Here is a 17,720-nt window from a genome sequence, read left to right on the forward strand (position 1 = left end):
GAACTTGCTACGCGGGCGTGCCGGATCCGGGTGGAGGCAGTCGGGGAAACGCGGCGGCGAGTGTTCGACGCCGCCGCCGATCTGCCGCACCGGCGGTTACGCGTCGACATCTGTGGGAGGACGTCGCCGCCGGCACCGGCGTGTCCGTGCAGACAGTGCGGTCGCCACCGGCCGATCTACGTCGCCCTGGCGGTGACCTGCGAGGGCCGCCGCGACATCCTCGGCTGGTGGGCCGACGACGGAACCGCGGTGTCGTCGACGTGCTCATAGTCGTGTGTGATGGGTTGACTGGCCTGCCGGACGCGATCATGACCGTCTGGCCGCAGACGATCACTCGGATGTGCGTGGTTCATCTGCTGCGCAACAGTTTCCGTTGCCGGGTTGACCTGTTGATATTCCACGCCCGCGTCGTACGCAGGGCCTAATACGAGTGATCGGGCGGTTTGGGTCACGCGGGTGCAGCGACAGTCGGCCGATCACACCTACTCGGTAGCGACGCCCGACCGTCAGCCGCGGTGTCCGCCGATAGCTTCCAGCGGGCCGGTGTGACGCACTCTCATGCCGATGAGCGCGACAGCCTCACCCCTACGCCTCGTACGGTTCAAACACCGGTTCTTCGCTGGAAAATCGTCTGGGAAGATCGGCGCCGGACCTGGTTCGCCTCCTCGAACTCAAGCCCACGCCGCCACGCAGCTCGCAGCGCTCACCAAGCCTCCAGGCAGCCCGGGACGATCGCTGGCGAGTGCGGTTCAGCGCACCGGAGCCGTCCGTGAGGTTCGACCCTGTCCCTTCGCGGAATCGACGCAGACCCTCATCCGCACTGCATGGTGCACCGCACGCGGTCGAATCGGCCGACCTCAAGATCGTCGGTCCGGATGAGCCAGTACAGCATCCCGACATCGCCCCACGTCATGTCGGCGACTTCGTCACTGTCGATCTGGGCCAGCAGCACCCACTGGGCCGCCTCCTCGGCCAAGCGAGGGTCCTGCCACGAGCCCTCGAGTATCGCCGCGGCGACCTCCTTCTCCACGGCGTCTTGAACCGGAGCGGCGAACCCGCCGACCTGGTGCTGCGGGCCGCTGCTGTTGACCTCGTAGACCAGCTCACCGAACACGTCGGTCCCCCACCGACCGGGACCGAGGACCGTCGCCACAGCCTCGGCCAGGGAAGCCCCGCTGGCAGTCTTCGTCCAGTCCAACAGCACATGCTCGCGCTCCGGCGCCGTCGCCACGACCTCACCGAACAGGTCCCGGCCCGGGTACGGCTTGATGCCTGCAGGAGCCGGCCGTTCGACGACCGGCACGTCCGCCGGGACGAACAGAACCCGGCTGCCCTCGGCGTCGCCGACCAGCGCCAAGTCGTCCTCGACGGGTCGGCGGCACCCGTCGAAGTAGAAGAACAACAGCATGCCCGCCTCCGGCAGTGCCACGGTCAGGAACTCGCGCGGCAGCGAAGCACAGTCCACCGCGGCAACGAAGTTGAGTGGTCCCCGACCCAGCCACACCGGCCACTCCACCTCCGCAGGCATGGCCGGATTCCCGCCGATCCGTCCCACACGCGGCCCCGCACCAACCGAGGCCAACCGGATGCCCGGCCGGAAAAGTCCCGCCCACGCCGCTGCTGCCTCCGCGGGCAGGCGCTCGTAGGCCACGGCACTAAGTCGATCTCTCCATGACGTCACCGACACATCCTGGCAGCACACCAACACAACGCCCAACCCGCCCGACCAGCTCCGTCGCGCAGCCGACGCAAAAGGAGTGACGATCACCGCGCTCATTCAGCGTGGAGTGACAGGTGGATCGTCAGGACGCCGGTCCAGCGAGCCACTACGATCCCGATCATGACCGCGGACAATTTCGTGCCAGCCGGCTTCGAGCCGCCGACTTCGCTCGCAACCGACCAGTTCCGCCTCGAACCGCTGGGGCCACAGCACAATCCCGCCGATCATGCCGCATGGATGTCCAGTATCGAGCACGTCCGGTCCACTCCCGGCTTTCACAACGGCAACTGGCCACCACGCGACGGCATGACGTCCGAGGCGAACCTCGCCGACCTTCGCCGCCACGCCGACGACTTCACGCGCAGGGCGGGTTTCACCTTTACCGTTCTCACCCCGCATGACAACGACGTCATCGGCTGCGTCTACCTGTACCCTTCGGCCTCCGAGGAGTGGGATGTCACAGTACGGTCCTGGGTGCGGGCCGACAGATCAAGCCTGGACGTACCGCTCGCCGACGCCGTCGCGCACTGGCTCACCACCGACTGGCCCTGGCAACGCGTGGACCGCTGCGGTCGCTGACTCCGTACGTCCTGTCATGCCGCGGAGCGGGCGTTGAAGCAGGAACCCCGACACCTCCCGTCGAGACGTGAGTTCCCCGGCCCCGGCCCGGCTCGAACGGGCTGCCACCCACCCTTACCGGGTAGATACGCCTTGGGCGCGCTCGTCGCGCTTGGACCATGCTGCCGGAACTACCCGGCCGGTTCATCGAGGCGGTTCAGAGCGTCGCGAAAGGGGCCGCTCTGGTGAAGGCCCGCGAGCGCGATGACCATGTTGTCCACGCCGGACTCGCGGACGATCAGGCCATCGGAGCACCAGAAGCAACCGCCCCCGCCGTACTGTCCGGTACCGGCCCATTCCGACATCAGACGCTCGACCTTCAGCGGTGTGAAGATCGTCGCGCTCCAGCGAGAACCGTCAGGCAGGCGAACTTCGGCATCGACGTTCTCTACCGCCTCGATACGTTCGCCAGCGCCGACCATGAAGGTCACATCGAAGACGGAGGTCCGGACTCCGTAGAACGGCCAGTCCCAGCCCCACCCCAGCGGGACCACATCCGCTCATGGGTCTGTAGTTGATGAGTCGCCGGCTGAAGCTCCCCTGGATCCTTCCCGCTCTGGTATGCATGCTGGAATGTGCCGTGTCGGCGACGCACAGCAAGGAGCGGGGATATGGCCATCAGGTGGCTGAAGCGAAAAGGATGTCGTTGCGATCCGCAGTGGCCGTCGCTGGTCACGGAGCAACGCGGCTACTCGATGCCCGCGATTCCGGACGAACACGGCAGTCCGTGGACCCGCATGAACGATCTTCGTGCGAGGTGTGGGGTCTGCGATGCCACCTACCCCGGGAACTTCGTGATAGCGCCGGGGACACCGCCTCCGTTTGAGTGGGCGAGAGAATCGGAGAGTTAGAGGCATCCGCCTGCGGTCGATGCTCGACTGCATCTCGGCGCGCCTGGCCGGGCACGGCGCGCCGAGTGGTCAATGACGTCGATTGCTCTGCCTGCAGACTGTCACGGGCGACGACGGCGGAGCCGCGCGGCTGGCGTTCCCGGTCGCCGGCGAGCGGGGCCGGAGGTACGACCGCCGGAACTGGTGCGCGCTCATGCCGCATACCGCGCGGTCGACGCCGGCCGAGTCGATGAGAGCGTGCTCATCGACTCGGGGGTACTACTTCCACAACCTCGGCGAGTCCGACGATCCGGGCTCCCTCACGCATCGACAGCCGCAGCCCCGGCTCGACCGGTGGCCAGAGATCAGGCATGAGCGGATGCAGTCGCACCGTCGCCACTTCACCCGGCGCGAGTGTCTTCACCGTCTCCAACGTCAGCGGTGCATCGTGGCTTTCCGGATGGACATCCGGCGGGAAGGCCCAATGCGACCGGTAACCGGAGTGGATCGGGGTTCGGCGACCACCTTGGCTCGCGGCCATGAGCCGCAACAGTGCGCGGACGTATCCCCGCTCGGCTTCAGTTTCTGTCCATCGGTCGTGCTCATGATCAGGATCCATGCTGAGACCATGTCGTACCCGCTCGCTCTGGCCGATGCGCGGGGTGGTTTCCGTGTTCGTTCAGCCCCGGTGATGCGCGGCGAGAGCTACGCAGGGTGGTGGGCGGCGGTGCCAAGCGTGAGCCAGGCACCGATCCTGATCCCCCGCAGCGGCGACTTTCGCGTTGCTCACCGCGATTCGCCTTCGGGTGCGAAGGCGACCCGCACCGAGCCGAGGCCGGAAATCTCGGCGTGGAAGACGTCTCCTGGTGTGACGGGGACCATGGGACCGAGTGCGCCGGTCAGCACGATGTCGCCCGCCCGCAGGGGATCTCCCCGGCGGGCCGACGTGGATGCCAGCCAGCGGGCGGCGGCCAGGGGCTGCCGAGGCAGTCGGCGCCGCTGCCCGCCGAGACCACCTTGCCGTGGCGGGACAACGTCATCCGCACCGTCCGCAGGTCCACCCGGTCGAGCGGCACTCGGGTGCCGCCCAGTACGAACAGGCCGGATGACGCGTTGTCCGCGACCGTGTCCACGATGGAGATGTCCCAGTCGGTGATCCGGCTGTCCACGATCTCCAGCGCGGGCACCGCGAAGCCGGTGGCGCGCATCACGTCCGCCGCGGTGCAGTCCGGGTCCGGCAGGTCGTCGGCCAGCACCAGGGCGACCTCGGCCTCGATCTTGGGTTGCAGCAGCCGGCGGGCGGGCACGGTGCCGCCGTCGGCCACGGCCATGTCGGCGAACAGCGCACCGAAATCGGGCTGGGCGACCCCCAGCCGGCGCTGGACAGCCGGCGAGGTCAGGCCGATCTTGCGGCCGGCCGGCCGCCGGCCCGCAGCCAGTGCGCGCTCGGTGTTCAGCCGCTGGACCGCGTAGGCGGCCTCGATGTCGCCGAAGGTGAACAGGTCGCGGATCGGCAGGCACGGCTTGCCGGTGTCGACGGCGTTCTGCAGCCGGTCCGCCGCTTCGCGGACGGCGGTGTTCACGGCAGCCACCGGGTCGGGCGGGTGGGCATGCGATACCTCCAGGGGTCAAGCGCCGAACGGATCCAGGCAGAAGCCGGACCAGGCGTCGGAGTACTCCGGGTCCGCCGCCGGGCTGAGCAGGTGCCGGTACCGGCCGGCGTGGAACACCAGTGGCTCGCCCGCAGCGTCGGCGAGGTGACGGACCTGGCCGACGAACAACGTGTGGTCACCGGCGGGGTGTGCCTCGACGATCTCCGCGGCCACCTGGGCCAGCGCCCCGGCCACGAGGGGGACCCCGGCGTGGTCGTCGAACCGTGGCCGCAGGTCCGGGTCCGGCCGGCCGCTGAAGTGCGTGCTGAGCGGTTCCTGGTCCGCGGCGAGGACGCTGACGCCGTAAACGCCGCTCTCCACGAGGAGATCGTGCATCCTGGCGTGTCGGGCGATGGACACCACGACGAGGGCGGGCACGAGGGACACCGACATGAAACCGTTGGCGGTCATGCAGTGCGGCCCCGCCGGGGTCGGCGTGCTGATGATCGTGATGCCGGTGGCGAACCGGCCCATGGCGTCGCGAAACCGCCTCGGGTCGACGCTCGCCGGCGCGGCGGTACTCATGGTCCTCCTCGGGTTTCCGGTTTCAGCTGGCGACCGCTCCGGCCGTCGCCAGCAGCAGGTCCAGCAAGACGCCCTCGACGTTCGCGGTGACGACGGTGTCGACGAGACCGGTGAAGGCGTCGAGCCACGCGCCCGGGTCGACGACGACGATCCGGCCGGCGGCCTTGACCGCCTGCAGCGTGCCGAGGTCGTGCCGCCCGAACCCGAGGTAGACCGCGGGTGCGATGCTGCGGGCCAGTGGGCCGATCTCGAGCTGCGGCGGCGCCTCCCCCGCGGCGACCGCGGCGGCCGTCGCGACGAGCGCGATGCCCGGTGTCGCGGCGACGCGTTCGGCGACGCGGCGGGCCCCGGTGCCCAGGCCGGGCCCGAGCCCGATGACCAGCCGGGCCGCGGCGATCCGCGGTCCGTCCGGACGCTCGACCCGGCGCTCGAGCGCGGTGCACGACGCGTCACCGGTCGCCGTGCCACCGGCGAACTCGACGTCCGGCTCCCGCTGGTCGCGAACCGCTCGCGCGGTGAAGGAACCGGGCCGCAACGTGCCCATCGACGGCGTGGAGTGCGCGATCACCGGCGCGACGACGTCCGCCGACAGCGCCGGTTTGAGCCAGAGCAGGTCGGGCTCGTCGGTGTCGGCGTCACGGACTTCCAGTGCGGTGAAGTCGCCGGTCAGGCCGAGCCCGAGCCGGGCGGCGACACGCGGGGCGTAGTCGCGGCCACGGGCGCTGAACGGCGCGATCACCGCGAACGGCGCGTGCGCGGCGATCGCCGTGCTCAGTGCGTCGGTGACCAGGTACGTGCGGTAGTCCGCCGGCTCGGTGCCCCGCAGGACCAGCACCCGGTCTGCCCCGTGCGCGTAGAGCACGCGGGGGAGGTCGTGCGGCTCGTCGCACGGCAGCACCGCCACGATCGTGGCCCGCAGCGCGCCCGCGACCGAGCGGGCGCAGGCCAGCGCTTCGAGACTCGCCGGGTGGAGGCCACCGCCGGGCAGTGGCTCGGCGACCGTCCAGATCTCGCGCGACGGCGTGGGCACGACGACTTCGGCCTCGGGCTCGAGCGGCGCGAAGGCCGCCTCCAGCAGTTCCGCGGTGTCGAACCCGGCCCCGACGTACTCGGCCCGGCGTTCGCGCGCCTCGTGCCGGATCTCGGCCACGAAGGTCGGCGAACCGCGGGTGCCGAAGTCCTTCGGTCCTCCCCCGAGGTCCTCGGCGGTGAGGGTTTCGACGGCCGACGCGTCGGCCTCGGTCACCCACGGTGGCTCGGTGCCCCGCCCGACGGCGACCACGGCGGGCAGCGCGACGGTCCAGGCTTCCCGGCCGACGTCGGTTTCGACGTCCGCGGCGAGCACACCGTCGCCGATCCGCAGGCTCGTGGCCTGGGTCAGCTGCGGCAGCCCGGCCAGCTCCGCGACCTGCGGGCCGACCTGGGCGGTGCCGCCGTCGAGCGTCCACCGGCCGGTGAGGACCAGGTTCGGCCGCTCCCGCTCGACGAGCCGCGCCAGGGTGCGGGCCGTCGCCAGGGTGTCGGCGCCGGCGAAGCGGCGGTCGACCAGGTGCACGGCCCGGTCGGCCCCCCGGCGCAGCGCGTCGAGCAGGGTCTCCGCGGCCGCGGGCGGCCCCATCGTCACGGCCACCACCTCCCAGCCGGTCTCCGCCCGCAGGGTCAGCGCCTGCGCCAGCGCGTGCAGGTCCGGCGGGTTGGTGACGACCTGGTCGTCGTCCCGGCGGATCCGTTTCGTCCGTTCGTCGAAGACGCCCCGGCCCGGCACCGGGACCTGCTTGAGGCAGACGAGGACGCGGCCCGGCGTGGTCACCCCTGCGCTCCGGCGTAGGCGTCGTCCTCGACGTCGTACTCCTCGCCCGGCGCCAGCATCCGGAACTCCTTCTTGCGCGCCCCGCACACCGGGCAGACCCAGTCGTCCGGGATGTCGGCGAAGGACGTGCCGGGCTCGATCCCGCCTTCGGGGTCGCCGAGGCGGGGGTCGTACACGTCCTGGCAGACATCGCAGATCCACAGCGCGGTGTCCGGATCGGCCTGGGTTTCTTCGGTAGCCACGAGCGTCTTCATCGACGCCTCCTTTCGAGGGTGGAAAGGAGACGGCCCCGGAACTCGGGGTTTCCGAGGCCGTCTCCCCGCTTGGTGCGGGGGCGGGTCAGGGTTCGAGCCCCGCCATGCGCGTCATCCCGCGCACGCCCAGCCCGCCGTCGCTGTGGATGATCGTGCCGGTCACCGCGGGCACGCGTTCCTTGGCGGCGAGGAACGCGTAGGCCCAGGAGTGGTCCTCCGGCTGGGCGACGACGCCCAGGGGGTTGATCCCCTTGATCAGGCCTTCGATGTCCGGGACGTCCTTGAGCGACTGACCTTCGTTGGCCAGCGCGGGAATCCCCCGCAGGTCCGTGATCGTGCCGCCGGGGGCCACGCCGTTGACCCGTACGTGCGGGGAAAGTTCGTACGCCAGCTCGGTCACCAGGCCGCGGACGGCGAACTTCGACGCCACGTAGAGCGGACCACCGCCACCGGGGTAGAACCCGGCGTTGGAAATGGTCAGGATGACCTGGCCCCGGTTCTCGATCAGCTGCTCCAGCGCGGCCTTCACGGTGAGGAGGTTGCTCTTCACGTTGACCGAGAAGAGCTGGTCGAACGCCTCGCCGATCTTGTCCTTCGGCAGCTGCGGGAGCTCGGTGAAGTAGTCGAACACCCCGACCGCGCAGACCACGGTGGTCACCGGGCCGAACGCTTCCGTCACGTCCGCGACGGCGCGTTCGTTGTCCCACATGGAAGTCGCGTCGCCCTGCGTCACGACCACGGCGTCCGCGGGCAGTTTCTCCTGCAGGTCCCGCGCCTTCTCCGGCGAGATCTCGAGGATGCCGACCTTCGCGCCCTCTTGCACGTAGAGGTCGACCACGGCCCGGCCGATCCCCGATCCCCCGCCGGTGACCAGTGCGACCTTCCCGTCCAGGAAACCCATGGGAATCAGTCCTTTCCGAGCAGAGCCGACAGCGGGCGCGCGTTGAGCTCCGTCCCGGGGCCGTACGGGGTGTCGAGCAGCTTCGAATACATTTCGGGCGGCTGCCAGGTGAGGCTTTCCAGCTGCAGCGGGTCGAGCAGCGTCTGGAACCCGAGCCGGGGCGAGCGGACCAGGAGGCGTTCCCGCTGGCCGGTGCTGGTGTAGCTCACCTGGATCACCGTGAACTCGTTGGCGATCTGGATGATCGGGTCCTGGCCCGCGTTGTGGATGATAGTCACCGAACTGCCTCCGTCACATGATCAGGGCGAGGTTGTGCGTCATGACGGTGGTCTGGTCGAGCACGACCACCCGCTTGGCGAGCCGGTAGCCGCCGGCCACCCGGCGGAGCACGTCGTGGCGCTCGCCGGAGAGGATGTCGAACGTCGCGACGTCACCGCGGGTGCGGTACAGCAGCAGGTTCGACTTGACGGCCACCTCGTCCGCCGCCTCGCCGGCGGCGACCCGGACGTTGGTCACGAAGTGCCGTGAGCGGGACGGCGGGTCCTCCGCCCACGCGTACTCGGTTTCCAGGCGCAGCACGCGCATTTCCATCGAGTCCCAGTCGTCGTCCATCAGGGTCATCCCCTCGACGATGTCCGTGTCGGCCTCACGCTCGCGCGTGACCCGCAGCGGCACGACGTACGACAGGTCCTCGGCCACCAGGTCGAGCCACTCGCGGTACTTGCCGGCGTCGAGCAGTTCGGCTTCGGTGAACAGCCACTCGGTGACTTCACGCACCGTGGCGTCGGTGATCTCGGTTGCGGTGGTCATGGTCGCTACGCCTCCGCCCGCGTGAGCGCTTCGGCCGCGGCGGCGTCGGAGACCTTGCCGTTTCCGGTGTGCGGCGCCGGGTCCGTGACCATCAGCTGCATCCAGTACTCCATGAAGTTGCGCTGGTTGGCTTCGGCGTAGTCCATCGGGAACGCCTTGCCGGGACCGGGCCAGTCGGGGTCGGGCTCGTAGACGCCGCGGCCCATCTGGTAGTTGAGCTCCATCGTCTTGGCGTACTGGGCACCCAGCACCCGGGTGATGCTGCGCCAGTTCTCGGCGTCGTCCTGTTCGAACGCCCCGGAGATCCCGAACGTGCGCACGTAGGCCTGGTAGCTCTCTTCCTTGTACCAGTCCGGCGCTTCCTTCTCGACGAGGAAGAAGGACATGATCTCCATCTTGTCCGGGCCGAGCGGGTGCCACAGCCGGAGCGTGAGGAACGACGTCGGCGGCGAGACGTGGTCCTTCGACATCAGGAAGTTGCCGATCGACAGGTTCGGGAACACGGTGCCGTGGATGAAGGCGACCGGCCGGAACACCTCGACCTGCTCCGGCGAAAGCCGGCGCTGCAGCTGCTCGACGATGTTCTCCGGCATACCCAGGAACTCCGGCAGCGGGATGCCCGGCGGCGGCCCGATGATGCCGAGGCCGTGGCCGTGCTCGGTGTGCACGTGCTCGCCGTAGAGCGCGAACTTCGGGTCCGGCGGGGCCAGCCCGAGTTCCACCATGGACCGGTGCGTCATCATCGTGTGGTAGGCGTCGCCGATGAAGTTGTCCGCGCCGAGCTTCCAGTTCGCGTCGACGACCCAGCGCTGCGGGGCGCCGACGACCTCGAGGCCGGCGTCACTGCGGTCCAGGACGATGTCGAGGTAGAACTTCATGTCCCCGAGGAACTCGTCCAGGGACGGGGCTTCCGGGTCGAGGCAGCCGAAGATCAGCCCCTTGTAGGTGTCCAGCTGCGGGACCGGCTTGAGCTGCCACAGGGACTTGTCCAGTTTGTTGCCGTACGCCTCGCGCCCGGCCGGCACGCCGACGAGACTGCCTTTGTTGTTGTAGGTCCAGCCGTGGTACGGGCAGCGGAAGTGGGACGCGTTCCCCATTTCCGCGCGGCACACCTGCATGCCGCGGTGGCGGCAGCTGTTCAGGTGCCCGCGGACCTGGCCGTCCTCGTCCCGGCAGACGATGAACTGGTCCTCCGAGATGTACCGGACGACGTAGTCGCCGCGCTCCGGGATTTCGCTTTCGTGGGCCAGGAAAACCCACGAGCGGCCGAAGACGCGCTCACGCTCGGCGGCGTGCATCTCCGGGTCGTTGATGATCGCGGCCGGAACGGTCCAGTCGGCCTCTACGTCTTGCAAACCCTTCTCGAGGATCTGCCGGAGTTCATTCCTCAACATGTGACCGCCTTGGCATCGGACATCTTTGTCTCCTCCGAAGAATCGCGGGCCCACAATGCGCCGGGGCCGCCGCGACAGCTTGACTGGCTTTCTAAGATACTAGTATCTTCAGCCTCGTTGTCAAACCCCAGTTGTCCGCCGCGGAGGCGAACCGAAGGAGAGCGCACCATGGGAACACCCGTCCTGTCGCCGGAGTGGATGAAGTCCTACGCCGAGCTCTGGAACACCACGGACGCAACACGCGAGGGCCTCAAGAAGCTGAGCATGGTCGTCGAGTACCGGCTCGCGGAGAACGAGAGCCGCGCGGGCCAGATCGAGGTGAACGCCGGTGAGGTCGTGCGCGCCGGCGCTCCGGCCGAAGGCGTGAAGCCGGACTTCGTGCTGACGGCCAAGGTGGAGACCTGGCAGCGCCTCGGCGAGGGTGAACTGCCCGCCGCCAAGGCGATGGTCACCCGGAAGGTCAAGTTCCGCGGCTCCATGTCGGTGGCGCTGGCGAACCTGCCCGGCCTCGAAGCCGCCATGAAGATGTTCGGCCAGATCGACGACACCGACTGGTCGGTGGACTGACCAAGACCGCGGACACCTGAAGCCGGAGCGGGCGTCCGCTCCGGCTTTAGCACTGCCCCGGACGGCGCGAGCCCCTGCTCCACCCGGCCCAATGAGCCGGTCACCGCGCGACAGCCTTCGCTTCGGTGCGCCACAGTTCGTCACTGACACGCTAGAATCTCGGCGTGATCACCAGTACGTCCGCACCGACCTTCCCGCACCGAAGGGCCGGATAGTCCCATGCCCATGACCGCGTCAGTCACCAAGACGGACCAGATCTACCAGGCGCTCCTCGCCCAGCTGCTCGAAGGACGCCACCAGTTCGGCGAGATCCTCAGCACCTACGACCTCGCCACCGAGTTCGGCGTGAGCCGCCGGCCGGTGATGGACGCGGTGATGCGGCTGGCCTCGGCCGGGTTCATCTCGGTCATTCCGCAGGTCGGCTGCCAGGTGGCGGTCCCGGACGAACGCAAGGTGCGCGACCACTTCGCCGTGGCGGGCATCCTCGAGGGAGCGGGCGCCCGGCTCGCGGCGCTCACCGCGACCGACACCCAGCTGGCCGAGATCGACGACATGCTGGTGCGCGGCACCGGCCCGGCCAAGCGGAACGACGCACTCGCCTTCGCCGGGGCCAACCGGGACTTCCACTCGGCCGTGCTGGCCGCCTCCGGCAACCAGCGGCTGGCCGAACTGGCCATGGACACCTGGGACCTCAACGACTTCTACCTCCAGAAGAACCGGTTGAGCACGGATCTGGCGCAGGCGCAGCGCGAGCACACCGAGATCGCCGAAGCGATCGAGCACCGGGACGCGGACCGGGCCGGCAAGCTCATGGAGGAGCACGTTTCGCGGTTCTGGAAGTTCGTGGAAGTGTAGCCACATTCACCTGAACGGGTGGCATGGCGTCGGCCGTGACACCCGTTTTCTTTTTCCCTGCTGACCGGAGACGTCCTCGGCTTGCCTCTGAGATTCTAGTATGCCAACATGGCAGGACGACGCAGGAGGAAAGGATTGCTGTGGAACAGCACGTGAGCATCTGGGGCGATTTGGCGGGCGTCGACCTGCGCCAGCGGACCGTGGACGCGGCCGGCGTCGCCACCCGGGTGGTGGAGGCGGGCACCGGGCCGGCACTGGTTCTGGTGCACGGCACGGGCGGGCACCTGGAGGCGTATTCCCGCAACATCCGCGACCTGGCAAAAGAATTCCGGGTCGTCGTCTACGACATGGCGGGACACGGACATTCGGCCAAGCCCGACCGGCCCTACACGATCGATTACCTCAGCGACCACCTGATCGCGGTCCTGGACGCGCTGGACATCGGGACGGCCCACCTCTCCGGTGAGTCGCTCGGCGGCTGGGTCGCCGCGTGGACCGCGGCGCACCACCCGGACCGGATCGACCGGCTGGTGCTCAACACCCCGGGCAACATCACGAACAAGCCGGAGGTGATGGCCGGGCTGAAGGAATCGAGCATGAAGGCGGTCCGCGAGGCGAGCCGGCAGAGCGTGCGCACCCGGGTCGAATGGCTCTTCCACGACAAGAGCCTCGTCACCGACGAACTCGTCGACCTGCGGCTGCGGATCTACACCCAGCCGGGGTTCGAGACCGCGATGCGCAACATCCTGGCGGTGCAGGACTGGGAACACCGGCGTCCGTACGTCTGGTCGTCGCAGTGGTGCAGCCGCATCGTCTCGCCGACCCTGCTGCTGTGGACCGACCACGACCCGACGGCTTCGGTCGAAGAAGCCGCGCTGCTGGAGGAACTGATCCCCGGAAGCCGCCTCGAGGTCATCGAGGGCGCGGGCCACTGGCCGCAGTGGGAGAAGCCGGACCAGTTCACCGAGACCCACATCAGGTTCTTGAAAGGAAAGTGATGACCGCACGAAACGGCGCCGCGTACCTCGACCGGCTGCGCGCCCACAGCCCTGAGCTGTGGGTCGGGGCCGAGAAGATCACCGACGTGGCCGGGCACAAGGCGACGTCCGGCGCCGCGGCCGAAATCGCCCGCCTCTACGACCTGCAGTCCGAAACGGACAGCATGCTCTTCTCACCCGAAGACGGCGCCGGCCGAGCGGGCGTGCAGTTCCTGATGCCCCGCACGGCCGAAGACCTCGAGCTCCGCCGCGTCATGCACAAGCAGTGGGCGGACTCGAGCCTCGGCATGATGGGGCGCAGTACGGACTTCGTCAGCGCGATGCTGGTGGCGTGGAACGCCAACGCCGAGTTCTTCGGTGACGGCGCCGACCGGGTGCGCGCGTACTACAAGTACGTGCGGGACAACGACCTCTTCCTGTCCCACGCCCTGGCGGACCCGCCGGTCGACCGGTCGAAGCCGCCGTCGCAGCAGCCCGACCCCTTCACCTACCTCGGGGTCAAGCGCGAGACCCCGGACGGCATCATCGTGAGCGGCGCGAAGATGCTCGCCACGGCCGCGCCCTACTCCGACGAGATCCTCGTCTGGCCCTTTTCGCTCCGGAAGTACGCGGCCGAGGAGAGGCCCTACGCCATCGCGTTCGCCATCCCGGCCGACGCCCCGGGTGTCCGGCTGATCTGCCGCGAGCCGTTCGGCGGCGGGAACGGCTTCGACCACCCGCTCTCCAGCCGGTTCGACGAGATGGACGCGGTGGTCGTGTTCGACGACGTCCTCGTGCCCTGGGAGCGCGTCTTCATCAACCAGGACTTCGAGCGGGTCAACAACATCTGGGCGATCAACTCCAACGCCTTCACCGGCGTCCAGACCTCGGTCCGGCTGCTGGCGAAGCTGCAGTTCGTGGCGGGCATCGCCAAGCGGGCGACCGAGATCGTCAAGACCGACCAGTTCCCGCAGGTCCGCGACGCGCTCGGCGAGATCACCACCTACATCGAGCTGACCCGGGCCGCCGTCCTCGCCGCCGAAGCCGGCGCGCAACCCAACGACGACGGCATCCTGTTCCCCGACGTGCGGCCGCTGTACGCGGTCCGCAACTCCGCCAACCGCTGGTACCCGCGTGTCCGCGAGATCCTGCAGCAGATCCTCGCCGGCGGCCTGCTGTACCAGCCGGCCGACGTGAGCGCCTTCGACTCGCCGATCGCCGCGGACATCGCCCGGTTCTACCGCGGCCCGGACACGAACAGCCTGGACCGCATCGCGATCTACAAGGTCGCCGCCGATCTCGCGGTCTCCGCCTTCGGGGGCCGGCACGAGCTCTACGAGCGGTTCTACGCGGGCGATCCGCTCTTCCTCCGCATCAACACCCAGTTCACCCAGTACGACTGGACCGAACCGCTGGGCCTGATCGACGGGCTGCTCGCCACCTCGATCAAGGAGTCCGGCCTCCTGCCCGGCGGTACCGGGGAGGGTGCGGCGGCATGACGGCATACGGCCGCCGGGCACTGGTGACCGCCGGGTCGAGCGGGCTCGGCACGGCGATCGCGACGTCGCTGCGCGCGGACGGCGCCGAAGTCTTCATCACGGGCACCGGACCGCACACCGGCGAGGTGGCCCGGAAGATCGGGGCCGCGGGCTGGGCGATCGCGGACTTCACCCGGCCCGGCGCCGCGGCCGCGGCGGTCAGCGCCGCGCGGGAAACGCTCGGGGACATCGACATCCTCGTGTCCAACACCGGCGGGACGCGCGCGGCGAAGGCCACCGAACTGTCCACTGAGGACTGGGACCTGGCCTACCGGCTCCTGCTCGACAGCGCGATCTCGCTGACCGGCGCGGTGTTGCCGGGCATGTGCGAGGCCGGGTGGGGACGGCTGATCTACGTCACCTCGGTCGGCGTGGTGAAACCGTTGCCGCTGCTGCACCTGTCCAACGTGATGCGGGCGGGGGTGGCCGGGCTCGCGCGGTCGCTGGCCGCCGAGGTGGCGCCCCGTGGCGTCACCACGCACGTCATCGCCCCCGCGCACATCGACACGCCGCGGCGGCGTTCGCTCGCCGCGGCACGCGCGGCCGCCGCGGGGGTGCCGACCGAAGAGCTGGAACGGCGGCAGCTCGCGAGCGAACTGCCCGTCGGCCGGTGGGGACACCCCGAGGAGATCGGCGAGCTCGTGGCCCATCTCTGTTCCGAGTACTCGGGGTTCCAGACCGGGCAGACCCACGTCGTCGACGGCGGGATGACCTCGACCTGACGGGAGAACCATGACGGATTTCGACCAGTGGATGCACAAGCTCCACGAGATGAAGGACTACGACCCGGAGCGGTCGATGCCGGAGCACCTCGTCACCCGCCCGGCGAGTGCCCGGTGGCTCGAGGAGGACGTGACCGGCAACCCCAGCCGGGTCGGCGTCCTCGCGGACGTCCCGGCGAAGTCGATGGAGTTCTACCTGCAGGAGATCCCGGCCGGCACCGCGACGGACCTCCAGCGCCACCTGCACGAGTCCGTGCACTGCGTCACCGAGGGCAGCGGCTACTCCGAAATCGGGCCGGAAACCCTGCGGTGGTCGGCCGGGGACTTCGTCTACACCCCGCCGTGGGTCTGGCACCGGCACTACAACGACGGCGCCGGGCCGGTCCGCATGATCCTCGTCGAGAACTCGCGGCAGCTCGACGCCCTCGGCATCAACCGGCGGGAAAGCGCCGGGAACATCCCGTACGACAAGATGGACAGGAGCTGACCCAACGATGGGTATCTCACAAGTGGCCCACGCCGAACTCGCCGTCGCCGACCTCGGCGAGGCCGTCGGCTTCCACACCGACGTGCTGGGCATGCGGGAGATCGGCCGCGCCGACGGCGCGGTGCGGTTCTCCGTCGGCATCGACGGCGGGTGCGACCTGGTGCTGACCGAGGGCGGGACCGGCGTCCGGCGGTTCGCTTTGCGGGTCGACGACGCCGAAGACCTCGACCGGTACGCGAAGCGGCTGGCCGAAGCCGGTGTCGCGACCGAGGCCCGCACCGACGAACACCCCGGTGTGGTCCAGGCGCTGCGGTTCCAGGCGCCGTCGGGACACGCGATGGAACTCGCGGTGCTCTCGACCGGCCCGCAGTACATCCACCCGTCGAAGGCCCCGCACCGCGGCGGGATCCGCGCGCTGGACTTCGACCACATCACCGTGCAGGCGCAGGACCCCAAGCCGCTGGTCGACTTCCTGGTGGAGCTGCTGGACTTCCAGGTGTCCGACATCTTCGCCCCGGCACCCGGGGTGATCGGCGCGGCCTGGTGCCGGGCCAGCACGCTGCACCACGACATCGCGATCATCTCGACGCCCGAGGCCGGGAAGTCACTGCACCACTACGCGCTCGGGATGGAGTCGTTCGACCACCTCAAGGTGGCCGCCGACGAACTCGCCCGGCACGGCGTGCCGATCGAGGTCGGGCCGGGCCGCCACGGCGTGGGCGGCAACGTCTACACCTACTTCTGGGCCGCGGGCAACCGCTACGAGCTCTCGGCCGAGATGCCGCGGGTGCGGCGCAACGACCCCGTGGTGTGGGACGACTTCCCGAAGGCGTTCAGCCCGTGGGGCCTGCAGCCGCCCGAGTCGTTCGGCCACGCTTCCTGAAGTCCCCCGAAACCCGGTCCGCCCGGCAGGCGCGGCAGCCCCCCACTCGACCTGCCGGGCGGACCGCCCCTTTCCCTGTAGACCCCAGGAGACCAGTGGTGCAGAAGTTCGGTGTGGCCGACCTTCGCGGCGTCATCGCCGTCACGCCGACCCCGGCCCTGCCCGGCGCGGCCGCCCTCACCGCACGGGACACCGTGGACCTCGACGAATCCGACCGGATGATCCGCGCCCTCGTCGCCGACGGCGTGGACGGGATCATCACCAACGGGACGCTCGGGGAAATGGCGACCCTGACCCTGGCCGAATGGCGGGCCTTTGCCGCGTGCGTCGCGGGGGCGGTCTCGGACACCGCGCCGGACCTCCCGTTGTTCGTCGGCGCGACCGCCCCCAACACGCGCGACACGGTCGACCGGATCCGCTTCCTGCGGGACCTCGGCGTGCGCGGCGTCATCCTCGGCCGTCCGATGTGGAGCGAACTCGGCGCCGACACTCTGCTGGCGTTCTACCGCGGCGTCGCCGGCCTGTTCCCGGACATGGCGATCGTCCTCTACGACAACCCCGAGGCGTTCAAGGGCCCGATCCCCTCGGCCGCCTACGCCGAGCTGTCGCAGGTCCCCCAGATCATCGGTGCGAAGTACATCGCGATCACGCCGAAGTTCGGCGCGGACGTGGCGGCGGTCGGCGACCGGCTCCGGTTGCTGCCCCTGGAGAGCGACTGGCTCGCGGCGCACACGCTGTACCCGGAAACGGCGCTCGGGTGCTGGAGCAGCAGCGCCCTGTGCGGCCCGGAGCCCGTGCTCGCGCTGCGCGACGCGATCCGGGCCGGGGACCTCGCCACGGCGCGGCACCTCACCCGTCGCATCGAGTGGACCTACGAACCGTTCCTCGCCCGGACGAACTTCCCCGAGTTCTCCAAGTACAACATCCCCCTCGAGAAGATCCGCTTCGACGAGGCCGGGTACGTCACCGCCGGTCCCGCCCGGCCGCCCTACCACGTCGTTCCCGGCCCCTACGCCGAGGGCGCGCGCGAAAACGGGCGGCGCTGGCGCAGGATCGCCGCCGAAGTCCGTGCCCGGACCTCCTGAGGCCCGCCCGGCACCGTGCTTGTGTGTGGCACGGCCGGGCCCGCGGAAAACTGATGGCGCCGCCCCAGCCAGCCGGGGCGGCGCCATCAGTG

Annotated in this window: 20 protein-coding genes and 1 pseudogene; 10 read left to right on the forward strand and 11 right to left on the reverse strand. The window is 69.6% G+C overall.

Annotation, left to right across the window (positions count from 1 at the left end; genetic code table 11):
• Positions 1-242 precede the first annotated feature (242 nt).
• A pseudogene (locus ACYVLJ_RS34905) lies at positions 243-374 on the forward strand (transposase); the annotation flags it as partial.
• 437 nt (positions 375-811) lie between these two features.
• On the opposite strand, the gene ACYVLJ_RS34910 reads toward ACYVLJ_RS34905, so the two are convergent.
• Complete coding sequence (locus ACYVLJ_RS34910; RefSeq protein WP_460441885.1) at positions 812-1,651, reverse strand: YwqG family protein; 840 nt, start codon at positions 1,649-1,651, stop codon at positions 812-814.
• 189 nt (positions 1,652-1,840) lie between these two features.
• Between ACYVLJ_RS34910 and ACYVLJ_RS34915 the strand changes: the two genes are divergently transcribed.
• The gene (locus ACYVLJ_RS34915) at positions 1,841-2,299 is read left to right on the forward strand and encodes a GNAT family N-acetyltransferase (RefSeq protein WP_460441886.1); all 459 of its coding nucleotides are present in this window, start codon (positions 1,841-1,843) and stop codon (positions 2,297-2,299) included.
• Positions 2,300-2,469: 170 nt separating this feature from the next.
• On the opposite strand, the gene ACYVLJ_RS34920 is transcribed toward ACYVLJ_RS34915, so the two are convergent.
• From ACYVLJ_RS34920 to ACYVLJ_RS34965, 10 genes are all read right to left on the reverse strand, one after another.
• Complete coding sequence (locus tag ACYVLJ_RS34920; RefSeq protein WP_460441887.1) at positions 2,470-2,769, reverse strand: hypothetical protein; 300 nt, start codon at positions 2,767-2,769, stop codon at positions 2,470-2,472.
• 1,185 nt (positions 2,770-3,954) lie between these two features.
• Positions 3,955-4,074 (reverse strand): hypothetical protein, encoded by a 120-nt coding sequence (locus ACYVLJ_RS34925; protein ID WP_460441888.1) that lies wholly within the window; start codon positions 4,072-4,074, stop codon positions 3,955-3,957.
• Positions 4,068-4,751, reverse strand: a complete 684-nt coding sequence (locus tag ACYVLJ_RS34930) for a 2-keto-4-pentenoate hydratase (protein WP_460441889.1) — start codon at positions 4,749-4,751, stop codon at positions 4,068-4,070. Before ACYVLJ_RS34930 ends, ACYVLJ_RS34925 begins: the two co-directional genes overlap by 7 nt.
• Before the next feature lie 45 nt (positions 4,752-4,796).
• Positions 4,797-5,345, reverse strand: coding sequence for a flavin reductase family protein (locus ACYVLJ_RS34935; RefSeq protein ID WP_460441890.1), 549 nt, complete (start codon positions 5,343-5,345; stop codon positions 4,797-4,799).
• 22 nt (positions 5,346-5,367) lie between these two features.
• Positions 5,368-7,155 carry an electron transfer flavoprotein gene (locus tag ACYVLJ_RS34940; protein WP_460441891.1) on the reverse strand — a complete coding sequence of 596 codons (1,788 nt, stop codon included), beginning with the start codon at positions 7,153-7,155 and terminating at the stop codon, positions 5,368-5,370.
• The gene (locus ACYVLJ_RS34945; protein WP_290057902.1) at positions 7,152-7,409 is read right to left on the reverse strand and encodes a rubredoxin; all 258 of its coding nucleotides are present in this window, start codon (positions 7,407-7,409) and stop codon (positions 7,152-7,154) included. Before ACYVLJ_RS34945 ends, ACYVLJ_RS34940 begins: the two co-directional genes overlap by 4 nt.
• 85 nt (positions 7,410-7,494) lie before the next feature.
• Complete coding sequence (hcaB, locus tag ACYVLJ_RS34950; protein WP_451977026.1) at positions 7,495-8,310, reverse strand: 3-(cis-5,6-dihydroxycyclohexa-1,3-dien-1-yl)propanoate dehydrogenase; 816 nt, start codon at positions 8,308-8,310, stop codon at positions 7,495-7,497.
• A gap of 5 nt (positions 8,311-8,315) precedes the next feature.
• Positions 8,316-8,588 (reverse strand): dihydrodiol dehydrogenase, encoded by a 273-nt coding sequence (locus ACYVLJ_RS34955; protein ID WP_451977023.1) that lies wholly within the window; start codon positions 8,586-8,588, stop codon positions 8,316-8,318.
• A 13-nt stretch (positions 8,589-8,601) separates the two neighbouring features.
• Positions 8,602-9,120 (reverse strand): aromatic-ring-hydroxylating dioxygenase subunit beta, encoded by a 519-nt coding sequence (locus tag ACYVLJ_RS34960; RefSeq protein WP_451977020.1) that lies wholly within the window; start codon positions 9,118-9,120, stop codon positions 8,602-8,604.
• Positions 9,121-9,125: 5 nt separating this feature from the next.
• On the reverse strand, positions 9,126-10,514 hold the full coding sequence (locus ACYVLJ_RS34965) for a Rieske 2Fe-2S domain-containing protein (protein ID WP_451977017.1): 1,389 nt from the start codon (positions 10,512-10,514) through the stop codon (positions 9,126-9,128).
• Between the two features lie 168 nt (positions 10,515-10,682).
• Between ACYVLJ_RS34965 and ACYVLJ_RS34970 the strand changes: the two genes are divergently transcribed.
• From ACYVLJ_RS34970 to ACYVLJ_RS35005, 8 genes are all read left to right on the forward strand, one after another.
• The gene (locus ACYVLJ_RS34970) at positions 10,683-11,081 is read left to right on the forward strand and encodes an SCP2 sterol-binding domain-containing protein (RefSeq protein WP_451977014.1); all 399 of its coding nucleotides are present in this window, start codon (positions 10,683-10,685) and stop codon (positions 11,079-11,081) included.
• Positions 11,082-11,306: 225 nt separating this feature from the next.
• A complete protein-coding gene (locus tag ACYVLJ_RS34975) occupies positions 11,307-11,936 on the forward strand; it encodes a GntR family transcriptional regulator (protein ID WP_451977011.1) in 630 nt (209 codons plus the stop codon).
• Between the two features lie 140 nt (positions 11,937-12,076).
• The gene (locus ACYVLJ_RS34980) at positions 12,077-12,934 is read left to right on the forward strand and encodes an alpha/beta fold hydrolase (RefSeq protein ID WP_460441892.1); all 858 of its coding nucleotides are present in this window, start codon (positions 12,077-12,079) and stop codon (positions 12,932-12,934) included.
• Positions 12,934-14,412, forward strand: coding sequence for a 4-hydroxyphenylacetate 3-hydroxylase family protein (locus tag ACYVLJ_RS34985; RefSeq protein WP_460441893.1), 1,479 nt, complete (start codon positions 12,934-12,936; stop codon positions 14,410-14,412). The genes ACYVLJ_RS34980 and ACYVLJ_RS34985 overlap by 1 nt, the downstream gene beginning before the upstream one ends.
• Positions 14,409-15,173, forward strand: coding sequence for a Rossmann-fold NAD(P)-binding domain-containing protein (locus tag ACYVLJ_RS34990; RefSeq protein WP_460441894.1), 765 nt, complete (start codon positions 14,409-14,411; stop codon positions 15,171-15,173). The genes ACYVLJ_RS34985 and ACYVLJ_RS34990 overlap by 4 nt, the downstream gene beginning before the upstream one ends.
• Before the next feature lie 10 nt (positions 15,174-15,183).
• The gene (locus ACYVLJ_RS34995) at positions 15,184-15,660 is read left to right on the forward strand and encodes a cupin domain-containing protein (RefSeq protein WP_451976999.1); all 477 of its coding nucleotides are present in this window, start codon (positions 15,184-15,186) and stop codon (positions 15,658-15,660) included.
• 7 nt (positions 15,661-15,667) lie between these two features.
• Positions 15,668-16,543, forward strand: a complete 876-nt coding sequence (locus tag ACYVLJ_RS35000) for a VOC family protein (protein WP_451976996.1) — start codon at positions 15,668-15,670, stop codon at positions 16,541-16,543.
• A 98-nt stretch (positions 16,544-16,641) separates the two neighbouring features.
• A complete protein-coding gene (locus tag ACYVLJ_RS35005; protein ID WP_460441895.1) occupies positions 16,642-17,628 on the forward strand; it encodes a beta/alpha barrel domain-containing protein in 987 nt (328 codons plus the stop codon).
• The last annotated feature ends 92 nt before the right edge of the window (positions 17,629-17,720 follow it).

Source organism: Amycolatopsis stemonae, from assembly GCF_054781455.1.

Bases quoted from the DNA above. Each gene is read 5' to 3' on its own strand.
- ACYVLJ_RS34915 (WP_460441886.1), top strand. From the start codon at position 1,841: ATGACCGCGGACAATTTCGTGCCAGCCGGCTTCGAGCCGCCGACTTCG.
- ACYVLJ_RS34935 (WP_460441890.1), bottom strand. From the start codon at position 5,345: ATGAGTACCGCCGCGCCGGCGAGCGTCGACCCGAGGCGGTTTCGCGAC.
- ACYVLJ_RS34945 (WP_290057902.1), bottom strand. From the start codon at position 7,409: ATGAAGACGCTCGTGGCTACCGAAGAAACCCAGGCCGATCCGGACACC.
- hcaB (WP_451977026.1), bottom strand. From the start codon at position 8,310: ATGGGTTTCCTGGACGGGAAGGTCGCACTGGTCACCGGCGGGGGATCG.
- ACYVLJ_RS34960 (WP_451977020.1), bottom strand. From the start codon at position 9,120: ATGACCACCGCAACCGAGATCACCGACGCCACGGTGCGTGAAGTCACC.
- ACYVLJ_RS34965 (WP_451977017.1), bottom strand. From the start codon at position 10,514: ATGTTGAGGAATGAACTCCGGCAGATCCTCGAGAAGGGTTTGCAAGAC.
- ACYVLJ_RS34970 (WP_451977014.1), top strand. From the start codon at position 10,683: ATGGGAACACCCGTCCTGTCGCCGGAGTGGATGAAGTCCTACGCCGAG.
- ACYVLJ_RS34975 (WP_451977011.1), top strand. From the start codon at position 11,307: ATGACCGCGTCAGTCACCAAGACGGACCAGATCTACCAGGCGCTCCTC.
- ACYVLJ_RS34985 (WP_460441893.1), top strand. From the start codon at position 12,934: ATGACCGCACGAAACGGCGCCGCGTACCTCGACCGGCTGCGCGCCCAC.
- ACYVLJ_RS34990 (WP_460441894.1), top strand. From the start codon at position 14,409: ATGACGGCATACGGCCGCCGGGCACTGGTGACCGCCGGGTCGAGCGGG.
- ACYVLJ_RS34995 (WP_451976999.1), top strand. From the start codon at position 15,184: ATGACGGATTTCGACCAGTGGATGCACAAGCTCCACGAGATGAAGGAC.
- ACYVLJ_RS35000 (WP_451976996.1), top strand. From the start codon at position 15,668: ATGGGTATCTCACAAGTGGCCCACGCCGAACTCGCCGTCGCCGACCTC.